Genomic DNA, 16425 nt, shown 5'->3' on the forward strand with positions numbered 1-16425 from the left:
AAAAACGAAGGTGAACAGAATGAAGAGTGAAGAACAAATCCTCGATTATCAGGAATTGGAACGATTTCGCAGAAAATGGACGATGTTCCGCCTACGAATTTACACACTCGTTGCTGCCGGAGTGGTGATGTTCATTTTCTTCAGAATCCTTTATCTGTTTGTGATTCCTTGAAATCTGGTAAAAGCTAGCATTGAATCGACCGAGTGAGATCGTTATTTTTGATTTTTCGCACCAAAGCAAAAGAAGATGAGAGTAGACAAGTATTTGTGGGCAGTGAGGGTTTTTAAGACGCGAAGTCTGGCTACGAAAGAGTGCAAGCAAGGCAGGATTTCGATTGATGATGCAGCTGTGAAGCCCAGCAGAGAAGTGAAAGAAGGCGAAGTGGTGGATGTGCGAAAAGGTCCCATTACCCACAGCTACAAGGTGCTGGATTTTCCGAAGAGCCGGGTAGGGGCCAAGCTGGTTGAGGACTTTATGCAGGAGGTGACCTCTGACGAGCAAAAGGAGAAAATGGAAAAAATCAAACTCGCACAAAAGGGACAGCGGAGAAGAGGAATGGGACGACCTACCAAGAAAGATCGCAGAGACATCAACAAGTTTTTGAAATGATTGCGGTTCGAGAGATTGCTGCGGAGGAAACACATCCCCTGAGGCACACCGTTCTGTGGCCTCACCTCAATTCTACGGAAGAGTGTTTTATTGATGTCGATCAGCAGAAAGGCGCTTTTCATCTCGGTGCTTTTTACAACAATTCAATTGTCAGCATCGGATCTTTTTTTCCTGAGAAAAATACTGAGCTGCCAGGCGAAACTCACTACCGCCTGCGGGCCATGGCTACAGACCCCGAAGTGAGAGGAATGGGGGCTGGCCGTGCGCTAATCGAAAAAGCCGAAGAAAAACTGAAAGAAATGTCGGTTGATTTGTTGTGGTGTGATGCGAGAAAAGTTGCACTCGATTTTTACACGAAGTTGGGCTTCAAAATTAAGGGTGATTGGTATGACAAACCGAACATTGGCCCCCACAAATTGATGTACAAAAGGATTGAGCTCCCGCTGAAGTACAAACTTTAGAATGAAAGTTCATTTGAATTTATCATATTTGCTGGCTATTTTTATAAAGATCTGCGCGGAGCGCTCATTGTGGATGATTTAAATTATTAAGCCTATGCCTTCGATTTCTCAGAAAGGGCAAGACATGCCTTCGTCACCAATTAGAAAATTGGTTCCTTATGCCGAGGCGGCCAAAAAAGCCGGGAGACAAGTCTATCACCTGAATATCGGTCAACCGGATATCGAAACACCTCGAGTGGTTTTTGATCGGTTGAATGAAGTGAAAATGAATGTTATCGCCTATACCAACTCCGAAGGTTTTGAGGAATATCGTCAAGGTCTGGCAAAGTACTACAAGACAAAGGATGTAGACATTGAGGCGAACAACATTTTGGTGACTACCGGAGGTTCAGAAGCTCTGGTGTTTGCTTTCATGACTTGTTTTGATCCAGGCGATGAAGTGATTATCCCCGAACCGTTTTATGCCAACTACAACGGTTTTGCCCTCATGGCCGGAATCACAGTGAAACCTGTGACTGCCTCAATCGAAAACGGATTTGCACTTCCGCCTATCGAAGAATTTGAAAAGCAGATCACTTCGAAGACCAAAGGGATTATGCTTTGCAATCCCGGAAATCCGACTGGCTACCTCTACAAAAAGGAAGAGCTTCAGCGATTGAAAGACCTGGTTAAAGAACACGACCTCTACCTTTTTGCCGATGAGGTTTACCGCGAATTTTGCTACGATGGAGCCACTCCTTTCTCAGTGATGAGTCTCGAAGGAGTGGAAGACAACGTGGTGATGATCGACAGTATTTCGAAGCGCTACAGTATGTGCGGAGCAAGAATTGGTGCATTGATTACCCGCAACAAAGAGGTTCTCAACATGGCTTTGAAATTTGCTCAGGCCAGGTTGAGCCCACCCACTCTAGGCCAGCTTGCTGCAATGGCAGCACTCGACACAGAGCAGGAGTATTTCGATCGCGTGATTGAAGATTACGTGGAGAGAAGAAATGTACTGGTAGATCTGCTCAACAAAATTCCAGGTGTGAGATGTCCGAAGCCTTCTGGCGCATTTTACTGCATAGCTGAACTTCCGGTAGAGGATTGCGATGATTTTTGCCAGTGGATGTTGGAAACTTTCGAATACGAAAACCAGACGGTGATGATGGCTCCCGCTACCGGATTTTATTCAACGCCCGGAAAAGGTAAGCGAGAAGTCAGATTGGCCTACGTGCTGAATGTGGAATCGCTTAGGAAAGCTGCTAAAGTGTTGGAAAAAGCGCTTGAACAGTATCCACGCAGAATTGACGTGCCAGAGGAGGAGAACGTTTCTGCTTCTGGCGAGTGACCCCTTTTCCATTTTGCACTGTTGAAAGTCAACATGATTTTGTGATAACTGGGCTGTCGCCTTTAGCTAAGTTTGCATCATGATCATTGATGTGGTAATCCCCGCATACAACGAAGAAAAAAGCATCGGTCTTGTTCTCGGAGACATCGACTCTAAGATCGTTCGAAATGTCGTTGTAGTCAACAATAATTCTTCTGATGGCACTGCGGCTGAGGCTGAGAAAGCTGGTGCCACAGTACTTCACGAGCAGATGCAGGGCTACGGAGCTGCCTGCCTTCGTGGGATTTCTTACGTCAATCAAATTTCCCCAAGAGCGGATGTACTTGTTTTTATGGATGCCGATTATTCGGATCATCCGGAGGAACTCGAGAAAGTTGTGTCGCCAATCAAAAACCGCGACATCGATTTTGTGATTGGCTCTCGTGCTCTTGGCAACAAAGAAAAAGGCTCGATGATGCCTCAGCAGGTGTTTGGTAATTGGCTCGCCACAAAATTGATTAAGCTTTTTTATGGAGTGAAGTTTACCGACCTTGGTCCGTTCAGAGCAATCAAGCTCAAAAAGCTCAACGAGCTTGGAATGGTCGACACGAATTTTGGCTGGACTGTGGAAATGCAGGTGAAAGCGGCACAACAGAATCTTTCCTTCGAGGAAGTGCCGGTGAAGTACAGAAAAAGAATTGGAGTTTCGAAAGTTACAGGCACTCTCAAAGGCTCTATTTTAGCGGGCTATAAAATTATTTGGACAATCTTCAAATACAGGTGAAATTGGAACTGGTCGTCATCATTATTTACGGTTTGCTTCTGGCTTTCATTTTTTGCTACAGCCTGATCCAACTTCAATTGGCTTTGGCCTATCGAAAAATGAAGAAGCAACTTGTAGGGTCTGACAAGGATGCTGAGCCAGAAGAGTGGCCCGTTGTCACCGTTCAGCTTCCCGTTTTCAACGAGCTCTATGTGGTGGAGCGCCTGATCGAATCTGTCGCACAACTCGACTACCCAAAAGACAAACTTGAGATTCAAGTGCTCGATGACAGCACGGATGAATCTTTTGAGGTGGCTGCAAAAAAAATCGAGGAGGTAAAAGCTCGTGGAATTGACATCAAACACATCAAGCGACCTGAGCGAAGTGGTTTTAAAGCTGGTGCACTTGCTTACGGATTAGAAATTTGCCGGGGTGAATTCACCGCTATTTTCGATGCTGACTTCGTCCCATCCAAAGATTTTCTGAAAAAGACTATCCCAGCCTTTGCAAATGAGAAAGTGGGATTGGTGCAAACCAAATGGGAGCACCTGAACAAAGATTTTTCTTGGCTTACCCGAATGCAGGCCTTTGGTCTTGATGCGCACTTCACTGTGGAGCAATCGGGAAGAAACAGCAGTGGACATTTTATCAATTTCAATGGAACTGCCGGAGTGTGGCGAAAAACGTGCATCGATGAAGCAGGCGGTTGGCAAAGCGACACGCTCACCGAAGACCTCGATCTGAGCTATCGCGCTCAGCTTGCCGGATGGAAATTCGTCTATAAACAAGAAGTCGGCTCACCTGCGGAACTTCCGGCCGAGATGAACGCTCTAAAAAACCAGCAGTTTCGCTGGACAAAAGGTGCAGCGGAGTGTGCTGTTAAAAACCTACCGAAAGTACTACGTGAGAAAGGCATCGACTCCGGAACTAAAATTCATGCGATTTTTCACTTGCTCAACAGCGCAGTTTTTATTTGCATTCTATTAACGGCAGTTTTGAGCATTCCGATGCTTTTCATTAAAAGCCAAAGTGTGCAGTATGCCCTGCTTTTCAATCTGGCTTCCATTTTTTTGATCAGCTTTTTCATCCTTAGTTTTTTCTATTGGGTTTCCATGGAAAAAAGCGGTCGGGGCTGGTGGTCAGATTTCAAAAGCTTTGTGGTTCGCTTTCCGATGTTCCTTTCGGTTTCTATGGGAATGTCGTTGCACAATACAGTGGCAGTTGTGGAGGGCTATCTCGGAAGAAAAACGCCTTTTATCCGTACACCAAAATTTGCGATTGGCAAAACTGGGGGAACCTGGCGCGGAAACAAATACCGGTCGCTCAAAGTGAGTCCGCTTTCTTTCGTGGAAGGTCTGCTCACGCTCTATTTCATATTCGGAATTGTGTTGGCTTTTCACCTGGGCGATTTTGGAATGCTACCTTTCCACCTAATGCTCACTCTCGGATTCGGCTACGTTTTTTACTTTTCAGTGAGGCACACCAGAGTTTAACCGCAGAATTATGAACCCTAAAAACCAGTTCGATTGGAAAGTTGTCGTTGGACTGGTTTTGCTTTTTGCAGGTCTATTTATTGCTGCTTACTTCACTTCCCGAGAAAACTTCTACCAGTTTCTGATTTGCATGGCTTCCGCTTTTGGTGGTTTTGCGCTGCTGTTGAGTTCAATGAAAATACTCAGCTGGAAGTGGGTTTTAACCGCAGCAATTTTTCTACGTCTCTCACTTCTGTTCTGCACTCCCGAGCTTTCTGATGATGTGTACCGTTTTGCCTGGGACGGACGAATTTCGGCCAACGGGGGCAACCCATATCTTTACCTGCCTTCGGAACTGAGCGAAGAGGAGCGGTCTGCTTTCCAACTTGATCAACAGCTTTTCGAAAGTATAAACTCACCCAGTTACTACACAGTTTACCCTCCGCTCAATCAGCTGATGTTTGCCGGAGCTTCATTTTTGGCTAATGGTAACATCGAGCTTGAAATTTTTTTTCTGCGGATTCTGATTATTCTTTCCGAAGTGGCTACGATCCTGTTTATGGTGCAGCTTCTTCGTTTTTTCAAAAAGCCTGAATATCTGGTTTTGCTTTATGCGCTAAACCCACTGGTGATTATTGAGCTTACCGCCAATCTGCACTTCGAAGGTGTGGAAATCGCTTTTTTGCTCGGTGCCTTGCTGCTTTGTTTTAGAAGAAAATATCTGTTGTCGGGACTTCTCCTTGGCGCAGCCGTTTCGATAAAGCTTTTGCCGCTCATGTTTTTGCCATTCATTTTGGCGGAAATGAAATTCAAGAATTTCCTGTTGCTTGGATTCTCGGCACTGCTCAGTTTTGCTGTTTTCTTTGTTCCTTTTTTCTCTACTGAGCTATTCGCCAATCTCTGGTCGAGCATCGATTTGTATTTCCGCTACTTCGAGTTCAATGCGAGTTTCTATTTTCTCATTCGGGAAGTGGGAGAGTGGGTCACCGGTTACAATATCATCCGCACTGCCGGACCAGTAGTAGCCGTTTTAGTGACGCTCGCGATTCTTGTTTTTGCTTTTCAGAAAAAACTACTGAAGGGCCGATTACTCGATAAAGTACTCTTCGCTCTTTTGCTCTACTTTCTTTTCGCCAGCATCGTGCACCCGTGGTACGTGATTCTTCTCGTAGCGATTTCAGTCTTCACTCGCTGGCGCTTTCCACTTTGGTGGTCAGCAACTGTTTTGTTCAGCTACGCTTTTTACCACGAAAACAGTTTTCAGATCTCTCCAATGTGGCTGTGGCTCGAGTATCTTGTGTTGTTCATTGCACTTTTCTGGGAAGGAATTGCACAGAGAAAGTTTTCAACACTTGTTCAAAAAGCAGGGTGAAAGGAATTTTGTCTCGGCTAAAAGAAGGGTGTCTGGCAGCAAAAGAGGGAAAAACATTTTTTACCCCCTAAAAAATTAGGGGTCGTTGAAAAAAGAGAATAAAAATTGTCGAAATCGGAGTTGTTATCATTTACATTTGCAAATTATTAATCAATGCCACAAAATCACAGCAACATGCCGACTTTCAGAATCAAAGCGCTAGAAGATGTTTTTCATCGCAAACCGCTTTACCAAACTCCGCCCTCGAAGAAAATCTCGGATTTCTACGGTGAAAACGTTTTTGGCCCTTATGCCATGCGTGAATACCTGACTGACGAAGCTTACGAAAGTGTGATGGGAGCTACTTATAAAGGTACTCGCATCGATCGAAAGCTTGCAGATCAGGTAGCTTCTGCCATGAAAGAGTGGGCGATGAACCGCGGTGCAACGCATTACACGCACTGGTTTCAGCCGCTAACAGGTGCCACAGCAGAAAAGCATGATTCGTTCATCACACCAACAGGTGATGGAAGAGCGCTAGAGAAATTTGACGGTTCGTTGCTTGTTCAACAAGAGCCTGATGCCAGTTCCTTCCCGAGTGGAGGGATTCGAAACACTTTCGAAGCTCGCGGTTACACGCTTTGGGATCCATCGTCTCCGGCATTCATTATCGGAAACACACTTTGTATTCCAACGATCTTTATTTCTTACACCGGTTTTGCACTCGACTATAAAATGCCTCTTATTAAAGCGTTGAATGCTGTCGACAAAGCGGCAACTGATGTATGTAAGTATTTCGATAAGAATGTAAAACGTGTGAATACTACTCTCGGATGGGAGCAGGAGTACTTCCTCGTTGACAAGGCACTTTACAACGCTCGCCCAGACATTGCATTAACCGGAAGAGCCCTTTTTGGGCACGCACCGGCCAAAGGTCAGCAACTTGACGACCACTATTTCGGTTCTATTCCCGAGCGAGTGATGGCTTGCATGCAAGATTTTGAAGTGGAGTCGCACAGACTTGGAATTCCGGTGACTACTCGCCACAATGAGGTAGCGCCAAACCAGTTTGAGATGGCTCCGATGTTTGAGGAGGCCAACCTGGCCAACGATCACAACCTGCTTGTGATGGACCTTCTCGAGAAAGTGGCTAAGAAACACGATTTCCGCGTACTGATTCACGAAAAGCCATTTGCTGGTTTGAACGGTTCAGGAAAGCACAACAACTGGTCACTCAGCACTGATACAGGAGTGAACCTATTGAAGCCGGGCAAGAATCCTAAATCGAACCTTCAGTTTCTCACATTCCTTGTGAATACGATCATGGCCATTCACAATCATGCAGACGTCCTTCGCGCAAGCATTGCTTCTGCAGGGAATGATCACAGACTCGGAGCTCACGAGGCGCCTCCGGCAATTATTTCAGTTTTTATCGGTTCGCAGCTCACCCAACTTTTGGATGACCTCGAGAAAAACGTGAAAGCAGGAAAAATGACTCCAGAGGACAAAACCGAACTCAAGCTTGAGATCGGAAAGATTCCTCAGTTCCTGCTTGACAACACCGACAGAAACAGAACTTCACCGTTTGCTTTTACTGGTAACAAATTTGAGTTCCGTGCTGTTGGTTCGAGTGCCAACTGTGCCAATGCGATGATCGCGCTCAACACGATTATGGCTGACCAGCTTCAGAAATTTAAGAAAGCTGTAGATAAGCGCATTAAAGACGGATTGAAAAAAGACGAAGCAATTCTGAAAGAACTCCAAAAGCTCATCAAAGAGTCGAAAGATGTTCGTTTTGAAGGAAACGGCTATAGTGAAGAATGGGTGAAAGAAGCTGAGAAGCGCGGTCTTTCAAACCTGAAAGACACACCTTCAGCACTTGGAACCTGGCTCAATAAAGACGTTCGCGAGATGTTTGATCGTCTGAATGTCCTTGCACCCCAGGAGTTGGACGCGCGCTGGGAAGTTGAGATGGAAAACTTTATTCTAAGAAGACAGATCGAAGCGAAAGTTTGCGGAGACCTTGCTCAAAACCACGTCATTCCTGCGGCCATCACTTACCAGAACAGATTGATTGAAAATGTGAAAGGATTGATGGACGTGCTCGGAAATGATGCAGGAACTGCTTCACAAACTCAGATCAAATTGATTCGCGACATCTCCGATCACGTAAACGGTATTCGCGAGCAACTGGATCTACTTCACGAAAAGTCAGAGGAGATTGACAGAGAAGAGGATGTTCAGAAAATCGCTGAGATTTATGCCCACTCAATGAAGCCAATCACTGAAGAGATTAGAATTCACTCTGATCACCTTGAGTCGCTGATTGACGATGAGGTGTGGCCAATGCCGAAGCTCAGAGAATTACTTTTTACGCGCTAGGTCCAGACGGACAATTTTTTAACCTGCAAGACCGGGGAAGTGCTAAAAAGGTGCTCCCCGGTTTTTTTGTGAAATGAATTCGTCTAACAGGCGTTTAATAAAGCACATGTTAAAAAAGTCGCATAGGATGTTGGAAACTGTAATGAATGTTTTTGACTTTGCCTAAGTAGCACATCCGCTGATTTCTTTGAATCATGCACGCTCTGGCGGCATAATGCATTTGTGTATCTAATTATTATTTCATTATTTTCGCCCTTACTATTATCCAATGTCGTTAAATTTTCGATACAAATGAGAACAGCTCAAATCTTACTATACTCTTTTCTATTCATTGCTTTTTCACTGTCTTCTTACGGTCAGGACAAGAGCAAACAATTTATCGTAGCTGAAGTTGAGTACGATAATGAAGGCTTCCACGAAGCAGCAGACCTTTACAAAACAGCTTACGAAAAAGAGGATGACCTCGAAAGAGCGGCTTACATCCTTTTTAGAATAGGAGAGTGCTATCGCCAGGTAACCCAAAACGAAAACGCTGAGGAGTATTACAAAAAAGCTCTCACTGCCAGATACCACACTCAGGATCCAATTGTGTTTTATCGCTTAGGTGAAGTAATGCTGAATCAGCAGCGATATGATGAGGCAGTGGAGCAGTTCAACAGCTACGCTCGCGAAGGTGGAGATCAGGGAAAAGCTGATATGATGATAGAAGCAGCAGAGAAAGCTGCAGAGCAATTCGAAGACCCGGAATCGCGCTACATCGTAGAAAACGAAATTTTGCTCAACACTGAGTACTTCGATTTCAGCCCTGCGTTTTCGGATAGAAGGTTGGAAGAAATCGTTTTCTCCAGCTCGCGTCCAAGCGCTCAGGGAGACGACACCGATCCAAAGACTGGAAACAACTTCATGGATCTTTTCTCTGCCAAAAGAGACAAAAAAGGAAAGTGGAGCACACCAGTTCCATTGAACAGTACTGTTAATACAAAGTCTAACGAAGGAACCGGCTCTTTCGATAGCAGAATGAGCGACATGTACTTCACTCGCTGTGAATTTAACGATGACGGGCGCCTACCTTGTAAGATTTACAAGGCACAGAAAAGAGGTAACGACTACGGAGTTTCAGAGCTCGTGCCAATGATCGACAGAGAGCAAGACGACTCGAGCCACGTTGGTAATCCATGGATCAGCCCGGATGATGAGTACATGATTTTCGTTTCAAACATGCCAGGTGGCCAGGGTGGAAGGGACCTCTGGATGGCAACTTACGACAGAAGAGAAGATGTTTGGACAAATATCACCAACCTCGGTCCGCAGATCAATACTGCAGATGACGAACGCTTTCCCTACATCCGCGAAGACGGAACTCTTTACTTCGCCTCAAACGGTCACGATGGTGGTCTTGGAGGACTGGACATTTACGAAGCTGAAGCAACAGGTGATCGCGAGTGGGGAAATGTGAAAAACATGGGCTACCCGATCAACACTGCAGCTGACGACTACGGAATTATTTTCGAAGGAGAAGAAGATAAAGGACTTTTCACTTCTAGCCGCGATGGCGGAAAAGGTTTGGATGACATCTACTCATTCAAAATGCCACCTCTTGAGTTCTGCCTTCAGGCTACGGTTTACGATGACGAAACTGCAGCTACAATCCCAAATGCGAGAGTAATTGTAAATGGATCTGACGGTTCTTCTTTCGAGTTGACGACAGATGAAAACGGTGGCTTCTCACTTTGTGATGGTGAAATTAAACCAGAAACGAACTACACGGTGGATGTTTCTAAAGAGAATTACATCGGAACAGGTGATCAGTTCAGTACTGTTGGCCTCAGCGAGTCTACAACTTTTGCTCGTGAGTACTTTATTCAGGAAATCAGAATTGATAAAGAGTACACTTTCCCGACTGTACTTTATCCATTCAACAAAGCAAACCTCCTTGTTAACGACACGGTGAACTCACCGGATTCACTTCAATACCTTGTTGACCTTTTGGAGAAAAACCCAACGCTCGTAATTAACCTCGAGGCACACACCGATACGCGAGGTTCAGCTTCCTACAACCAGGAACTTTCTCAAAGACGTGCACAGACTTGTGTAGATTATCTTATTGATCAGGGAATCGACAAGGCTCGACTATATGCCGTTGGTAAAGGTGAGGAAGAGCCTAAGATCACCGATAAGCAAATCAGTGCCATGGCTACTGAGGAAGCAAAAGAAGCTGCCCACCAGAAAAACAGGCGGACAGTCTTTACTATTCGAAGCAATGATTATGTACCGCCTCAGAACAATTAGCGGAGGTTAACAATCAGTCGATAAAATATTGAAAGGGGCTGGCCTGCATGTCGGGTCAGCCCCTTATCTTTGCGCCAAATTTTTGGAGCACTACAAAAAATCACAGTATGCCAACCGAATCTAGATACGATGCCAGGGGAGTGTCCGCGTCAAAAGAAGACGTTCACAAGGCCATTGAAAACATCGATAAAGGTCTGTTCCCGAAGGCGTTTTGCAAGATTATCCCAGATTATCTCACAGGCAGTGAAGATCACTGCGTGGTGATGCATGCCGATGGAGCAGGTACAAAATCTTCGCTGGCTTACATGTACTGGAAAGAAACTGGTGACTTGTCGGTGTGGAAGGGGATTGCCCAGGATGCATTGATCATGAATGTGGACGATCTGTTGTGTGTTGGTGCAACCGAGAACATTCTGGTTTCTTCGACCATCGGCAGAAACAAAAACCTGGTACCAGGAGAAGTGATTTCGGCAATCATCAATGGCACTGAAGAGTTGCTTGCCGACTTGCGCGAAATGGGACTTTCGATTTATTCTACTGGTGGCGAAACAGCCGATGTGGGTGATTTGGTGAGAACGATCATTGTCGATTCTACAGTGGTGAGCCGCATGAAGCGCGACCGGGTGATCGACAATAGCAATATATCCGATGGCGATGTGATAGTCGGACTTTCCTCTTTTGGAAAGGCCAAATACGAGAAAGAATACAACGGGGGAATGGGCAGCAACGGCCTTACTTCCGCTCGTCACGATGTCTTTGGCGGTGAGCTGAAAAGCAAGTTTCCCGAGAGTTTCGATCCTGGAGTGCCTTCAGAGTTGATTTATTCGGGAAGTAAAAAATTAACTGACAAGGTTGACGGAGTGCCAATTGATGCTGGGAAAATGGTTTTATCCCCAACTCGAACTTACACTCCAATCATTTCGAAGCTACTAGAATCGCACCGTGACAAAATCCATGGAATGGTTCACTGTAGTGGTGGAGCCCAAACCAAGGTGCTACATTTTGTGGACGATCTTCATGTCGTAAAAGACAATCTTTTTCCAACTCCACCGCTTTTCAAGATGATTCAGGAAGAGTCTGGTACTGAGTGGAAAGAGATGTACAAGGTGTTCAATATGGGCCACCGCATGGAGATTTACCTTCCTGAAGAATATGCGTCTGAAGTGATCGAAATTTCGAAATCCTTTGGCGTGGATGCTCAGATCGTTGGCCGTTGTGAAAAAGCTGAAAAAGCCAGTCTCACGATCGACACGGAGCACGGAACTTTTGAATATTAATCCAATTTGAGATGAGTGATTTGTTGAGCAAACTGGCAGCAATTGCCGATCGCTATCGTGAGGTAGGCAAGCTAGTTGTCGACCCTGACGTGATTGCGGATCAAACGCGCTACGCCAAGCTGATGAAAGAATACAGCGAATTGGAACAGTACAGCAAAATGCACGATGTGTACAAAAATGTACTGGACAACATTTCTTCTTCACGTGAAATGATTGAGCAGGATGACGATCCGGAGATGAAGGAAATGGCTAAAGAAGAGCTGCACGATCTGGAGAAAGAGCGCGACAAGCTCGAGGAAGAAATCAAGTTCATGCTCATCCCCAAAGATCCGGAAGACAAGAAAGATGTTATCGTTGAAATTCGTGCCGGAGCTGGTGGTGACGAAGCCAGTATTTTTGCAGGTGACCTTTTTAGAATGTACACCAAGTACATTGAAGGAAAAGGCTGGAAGCTCGATATCGCCAATATCAACGAGGGTACGATGGGCGGATTCAAGGAAATCACATTTAGTGTTTCCGGGGATGAAGTGTATGGTACTATGAAATACGAATCTGGAGTGCACCGTGTTCAACGTGTTCCGGCAACAGAAAGCCAGGGAAGGGTTCACACCAGTGCTGCGTCTGTGGCAGTGCTTCCAGAAGCCGATGAAGTGGATATCGACCTGAACATGTCGGATGTGAAAAAGGACACTTATCGCTCATCAGGAGCAGGTGGTCAGCACGTAAACAAAACAGAAAGTGCCGTTCGCCTCACCCACATCCCTTCAGGAATGGTGGTGGAGTGCCAGGATGGAAGAAGTCAGCACAAAAACTACGAGAAGGCAGTTCAGGTTTTGCGTTCTAGACTTTATGAAAAAGAGCTGGAGAAAAAGCAAGCTGAACGAGCTGCGGAAAGAAAGTCCCTGGTTTCTACCGGTGACCGCTCTGCTAAAATCCGAACCTATAATTACCCACAGGGAAGAGTGACCGATCACCGAATTAATCTCACTCTTTACAACCTTTCAAGCGTGATCGATGGAGGTGAAATTCAGGAAATCATCGATGCGCTGAAAATGGCCGAAAACTCTGAGAAACTTAAAGCCGGAGAAGACTCATGACAAGAGAGCAACTGATTGAAAACATTAAAAAGAAGAAGTCATTTCTCTGCATTGGACTAGACACTGACCTCGACAAAATTCCGGATCACTTCAAGAATACCGAAGATCCGATTTTTGCTTTCAACAAGTCGATCATCGATGCGACAAAAGATTTGGCAGTAGCTTTTAAACCAAACCTCGCTTTTTACGAACGCTACGGTTTGCAGGGTTGGAAAAGTCTCGAAAGAACCATCGACTATCTGCCCGATGACATTTTTGTGATTGCCGATGCTAAGAGAGGAGACATCGGAAATTCATCTTCGTACTACGCCAATGCATTTTTCGAAGAGCTAAAGTGCGACTCAGTTACAGTGGCTCCTTACATGGGAGAAGATTCTATCAAACCATTTCTGAGTTATCCTGGGAAATGGGCGATCGTGCTGGCTTTGACCTCAAACCCCGGAGCGCTCGACTTTCAATTTATCTACGACAAGGACACCCCACTCTATCAAAAAATCATCAAGCGAGTAAAAGGTTGGGGAACTGCTGAGAACACCATGTTTGTAGTGGGCGCAACGCGTGCAGAAATGTTGGGAGACATTCGCAAAATTATTCCCGATCACTTTTTGTTGGTTCCCGGAGTGGGAGCCCAGGGCGGAAGCCTGAAAGACGTAGCTCACTACGGCATGAATAAAGATTGCGGTTTGTTGGTAAACGCTTCGAGAAGCATTCTTTACGCGTCCAACGGAAGCGATTTTGAAACCGCTGCACGAGCCCAGGCCGAAAGTTTACAATCCGAAATGGAAGCCCTACTCAGAGAAAAGGGAGTGATCTAATTGCTTTGTTATCAGCTTTGTGCTAATTTCATTTTTGAAAAGCCTTAGCCATGAACGAAGATTTTTTGCACTACCTCTGGAAATTCCAGCTCTTTACTACGCCCCGGCTCAAAACAACCGAAGGTGAACCCATTACGGTGCTCAAGCCCGGAGTTCACAACTTCAATGCAGGTCCCGATTTCCTTCAGGCCCGAATCAAACTCGGAGAGCGCGAGTGGTTTGGAAATGTAGAAATCCACCAGAATGCTTCCGACTGGTGGGCACACAAACACCACCAAGACGAGAATTATGACAACGTGATTTTGCACGTAGTCCTCAACAACGACCGACCGGTTCATTTGAGGCAGGAGGGCGACTTGCCAACTCTGGTGGTTTCCGGCTACATCTACATGGATGCCTACCATCGCTATCAGCAGTTTTTGAAAAACAAGACCTGGATCCCATGTGCTTCCCATATCCATCAGGTGAAATCTTTTTACATGAGTTCGTGGCTCGACCGGCTGATTGTAGAAAGGCTGGAACGAAAGACCGATTACATATCTGACAAGCTCGAAGCCAATAAATACGATTGGAGCGAAACGCTTTATCAGATTCTTGCACGCAACTTTGGCTTCAAGGTGAATGCCCATGCTTTTGAGCGGCTGGCGGAATCACTCCCGCTGAAAATTTTGGGAAAGCACAAATCGAGTCAGTTTCAAATTGAGGCATTGCTCTTTGGCCAGTCGGGCTTGCTCCCCGAAGAAGCAGAGAACTACTACGAAAACGACCTGATCAACGAATATAATTTTTTGAAGAGTAAATTTGATTTGAAGCCAATCGCCTCCGCCAACTGGAAACTCCTGAGATTGATGCCTTCGAATTTTCCTTACGTGAGGATTGCTCAGTTTGCTCACTTAATTTACAAGTCGAGCAACCTTTTCTCAAAATTTATCGAAATTGAAGAGCCGAAAGAAGTGCATCTCTTGCTGGATGTTCAAGCCAGTGAGTTTTGGGATCGGCACTATACATTTAGCAAAGAGTCGAAAAAGCGCGTGAAAAAACTCGGGAAGTCCTCAGTTGAAAATATTATCATCAATACAGTCGTTCCTTTTCTTTTTGTTTACGGCCGCTACAAGAAAGAAGAGAGATTTGTCAATCGGGCTTTTCGATTGCTTCAATCTTGCGGAGCTGAAAACAATCAGATCATCCGCAACTGGAAGAAACTTGGGATTGAAGCTGAGAACGCCTACGACAGTCAGGCTCTCATAGAGTTAAAGAACGAATACTGCACTCACAAAAAATGCTTAAATTGCCATATTGGTGTTCAATTACTAAAAGCAAATCGTCATGATAAACAGGATATTTGATTTCTTCGAAAAGCAAGCTTTTGGTGTATGCGCGTGGTGGGGCGACAAGCTCGGCATCAAGGCGCACAAGGTTCGCCTATCATTTATTTATTTGTCTTTTATTACTCTCGGTTCGCCTATCATAGTTTATCTTGTGATGGCCTTTGTTCTTGAAAACAAGAATTACTTCAAGCTGAAAAAGAAGCGCAAAACCATTTGGGAACTTGAGTAAAGCTGTCGACCTTGCTGAGTACTGAGTCTTTTAAGCGCATCTATCTCGCCTTAGGTATTATTTTCATCATTCTCGTTGGTGGAATCACTGGCTACATGCTAATTGAGGGTTTTAGCTTTTTGGATTCTCTTTACATGACTGTCATTACTGTTTCTACAGTAGGCTATAAGGAGGTGGGAGACCTTTCACCTAGTGGACAGGTCTTTACTATTTTTCTAATTGTTTTCAGTTTTGGTGTTTTTGCTTACACCGTTTCTGCGGTGACTAGCTTCTTCGTAACCGGAAAATTTCAGGATCAACTAAAAATTCTCAAAATGAAAAATCGCATTGATGATCTAAACGATCATGTTATTGTGTGTGGCTATGGTCGTGTAGGCAGAATGGCTTGTAATCACCTGCAAAAGCACAATTATGAATTCATAGTAATAGATGAAAGTGAAGAGACTTGCGAAGAGCTTAAGGAGGACGGGATTTTACACTTGCATGGAAATGCCGTTGAAGATGAAACACTTGAAAAAGCCCATGTCAAAAAGGCAAGTGCTTTAATATCTGCACTGCCTGATGACGCTGAAAACTTGTTTGTTGTGGTAACTGCAAGGGAACTGAATGGAACAATACAAATTGTGAGTCGAGCGTCTGTGGATACTACTGAAAAGAAGCTGATCATTGGTGGTGCCAATAATGTTATCATGCCCGATAAAGTGGGAGGGGGACAGATGGCTTCTATGGTTACGAGTCCTGATGTATTCGACTTTGTAAATCAAATCTCGGTGGCGGGTGAGGGCAATGTCAATCTCGAGGAGATAGCCTGTAAAGACTTGCCTGATGAAATGAAAGATAAAACACTTCGCGAACTCGACATTCGAAAGCGTTTCGGAGTGAACATTATCGGTCTCAAAAGCGAAGATGGTGAATTTGTTCTAAATCCAGGTCCGGACGATCGACTTACGAAACACGCCAAAATTTTTGTGTTGGGTCAACGTCAACAAATCGATGACCTGAACAAAGAACTGGGTCTGAACTAGAGTCTTCTCTGCTTTCA

15 protein-coding genes are annotated in these 16425 nt (G+C 45.0%); all 15 read left to right on the forward strand.

Features of this window, described 5'->3' with window-relative positions; translation table 11 throughout:
- Positions 1-19: 19 nt before the first annotated feature.
- On the forward strand, positions 20-172 hold the full coding sequence (locus ABHV44_RS11850; RefSeq protein WP_459074911.1) for a hypothetical protein: 153 nt from the start codon (positions 20-22) through the stop codon (positions 170-172).
- A gap of 75 nt (positions 173-247) precedes the next feature.
- The gene (locus tag ABHV44_RS11855) at positions 248-610 is read left to right on the forward strand and encodes an RNA-binding S4 domain-containing protein (protein ID WP_459074912.1); all 363 of its coding nucleotides are present in this window, start codon (positions 248-250) and stop codon (positions 608-610) included.
- Positions 607-1071, forward strand: coding sequence for a GNAT family N-acetyltransferase (locus tag ABHV44_RS11860; RefSeq protein ID WP_459074913.1), 465 nt, complete (start codon positions 607-609; stop codon positions 1069-1071). Before ABHV44_RS11855 ends, ABHV44_RS11860 begins: the two co-directional genes overlap by 4 nt.
- Before the next feature lie 94 nt (positions 1072-1165).
- Positions 1166-2401, forward strand: a complete 1236-nt coding sequence (locus tag ABHV44_RS11865) for a pyridoxal phosphate-dependent aminotransferase (RefSeq protein WP_459074914.1) — start codon at positions 1166-1168, stop codon at positions 2399-2401.
- A 79-nt stretch (positions 2402-2480) separates the two neighbouring features.
- Positions 2481-3164, forward strand: a complete 684-nt coding sequence (locus ABHV44_RS11870; protein ID WP_459074915.1) for a glycosyltransferase family 2 protein — start codon at positions 2481-2483, stop codon at positions 3162-3164.
- Complete coding sequence (locus tag ABHV44_RS11875) at positions 3161-4636, forward strand: cellulose synthase family protein (protein ID WP_459074916.1); 1476 nt, start codon at positions 3161-3163, stop codon at positions 4634-4636. Before ABHV44_RS11870 ends, ABHV44_RS11875 begins: the two co-directional genes overlap by 4 nt.
- Positions 4637-4646: 10 nt before the next feature.
- A complete protein-coding gene (locus tag ABHV44_RS11880; RefSeq protein ID WP_459074917.1) occupies positions 4647-5987 on the forward strand; it encodes a glycosyltransferase 87 family protein in 1341 nt (446 codons plus the stop codon).
- 174 nt (positions 5988-6161) lie between these two features.
- Positions 6162-8348, forward strand: coding sequence for a glutamine synthetase III family protein (locus tag ABHV44_RS11885; protein WP_459074992.1), 2187 nt, complete (start codon positions 6162-6164; stop codon positions 8346-8348).
- Between the two features lie 291 nt (positions 8349-8639).
- Positions 8640-10637 (forward strand): OmpA family protein, encoded by a 1998-nt coding sequence (locus ABHV44_RS11890; RefSeq protein WP_459074918.1) that lies wholly within the window; start codon positions 8640-8642, stop codon positions 10635-10637.
- 107 nt (positions 10638-10744) lie between these two features.
- Positions 10745-11914, forward strand: coding sequence for an AIR synthase related protein (locus ABHV44_RS11895; RefSeq protein WP_459074919.1), 1170 nt, complete (start codon positions 10745-10747; stop codon positions 11912-11914).
- A 20-nt stretch (positions 11915-11934) separates the two neighbouring features.
- Positions 11935-13011, forward strand: a complete 1077-nt coding sequence (gene prfA / locus ABHV44_RS11900; RefSeq protein ID WP_459074993.1) for a peptide chain release factor 1 — start codon at positions 11935-11937, stop codon at positions 13009-13011.
- Positions 13008-13826, forward strand: a complete 819-nt coding sequence (gene pyrF / locus ABHV44_RS11905; RefSeq protein WP_459074920.1) for an orotidine-5'-phosphate decarboxylase — start codon at positions 13008-13010, stop codon at positions 13824-13826. The genes prfA and pyrF overlap by 4 nt, the downstream gene beginning before the upstream one ends.
- 50 nt (positions 13827-13876) lie before the next feature.
- Positions 13877-15172 carry a DUF2851 family protein gene (locus tag ABHV44_RS11910; RefSeq protein WP_459074921.1) on the forward strand — a complete coding sequence of 432 codons (1296 nt, stop codon included), beginning with the start codon at positions 13877-13879 and terminating at the stop codon, positions 15170-15172.
- Positions 15153-15383 (forward strand): PspC domain-containing protein, encoded by a 231-nt coding sequence (locus tag ABHV44_RS11915; RefSeq protein ID WP_459074922.1) that lies wholly within the window; start codon positions 15153-15155, stop codon positions 15381-15383. Before ABHV44_RS11910 ends, ABHV44_RS11915 begins: the two co-directional genes overlap by 20 nt.
- 11 nt (positions 15384-15394) lie before the next feature.
- Positions 15395-16408, forward strand: a complete 1014-nt coding sequence (locus tag ABHV44_RS11920; protein ID WP_459074923.1) for a potassium channel family protein — start codon at positions 15395-15397, stop codon at positions 16406-16408.
- The last annotated feature ends 17 nt before the right edge of the window (positions 16409-16425 follow it).

It is taken from the genome of Halocola ammonii, assembly GCF_049334165.1.
Taxonomy (GTDB): Bacteria; Bacteroidota; Bacteroidia; order Flavobacteriales_D; family Sanyastnellaceae; genus JBEGHD01.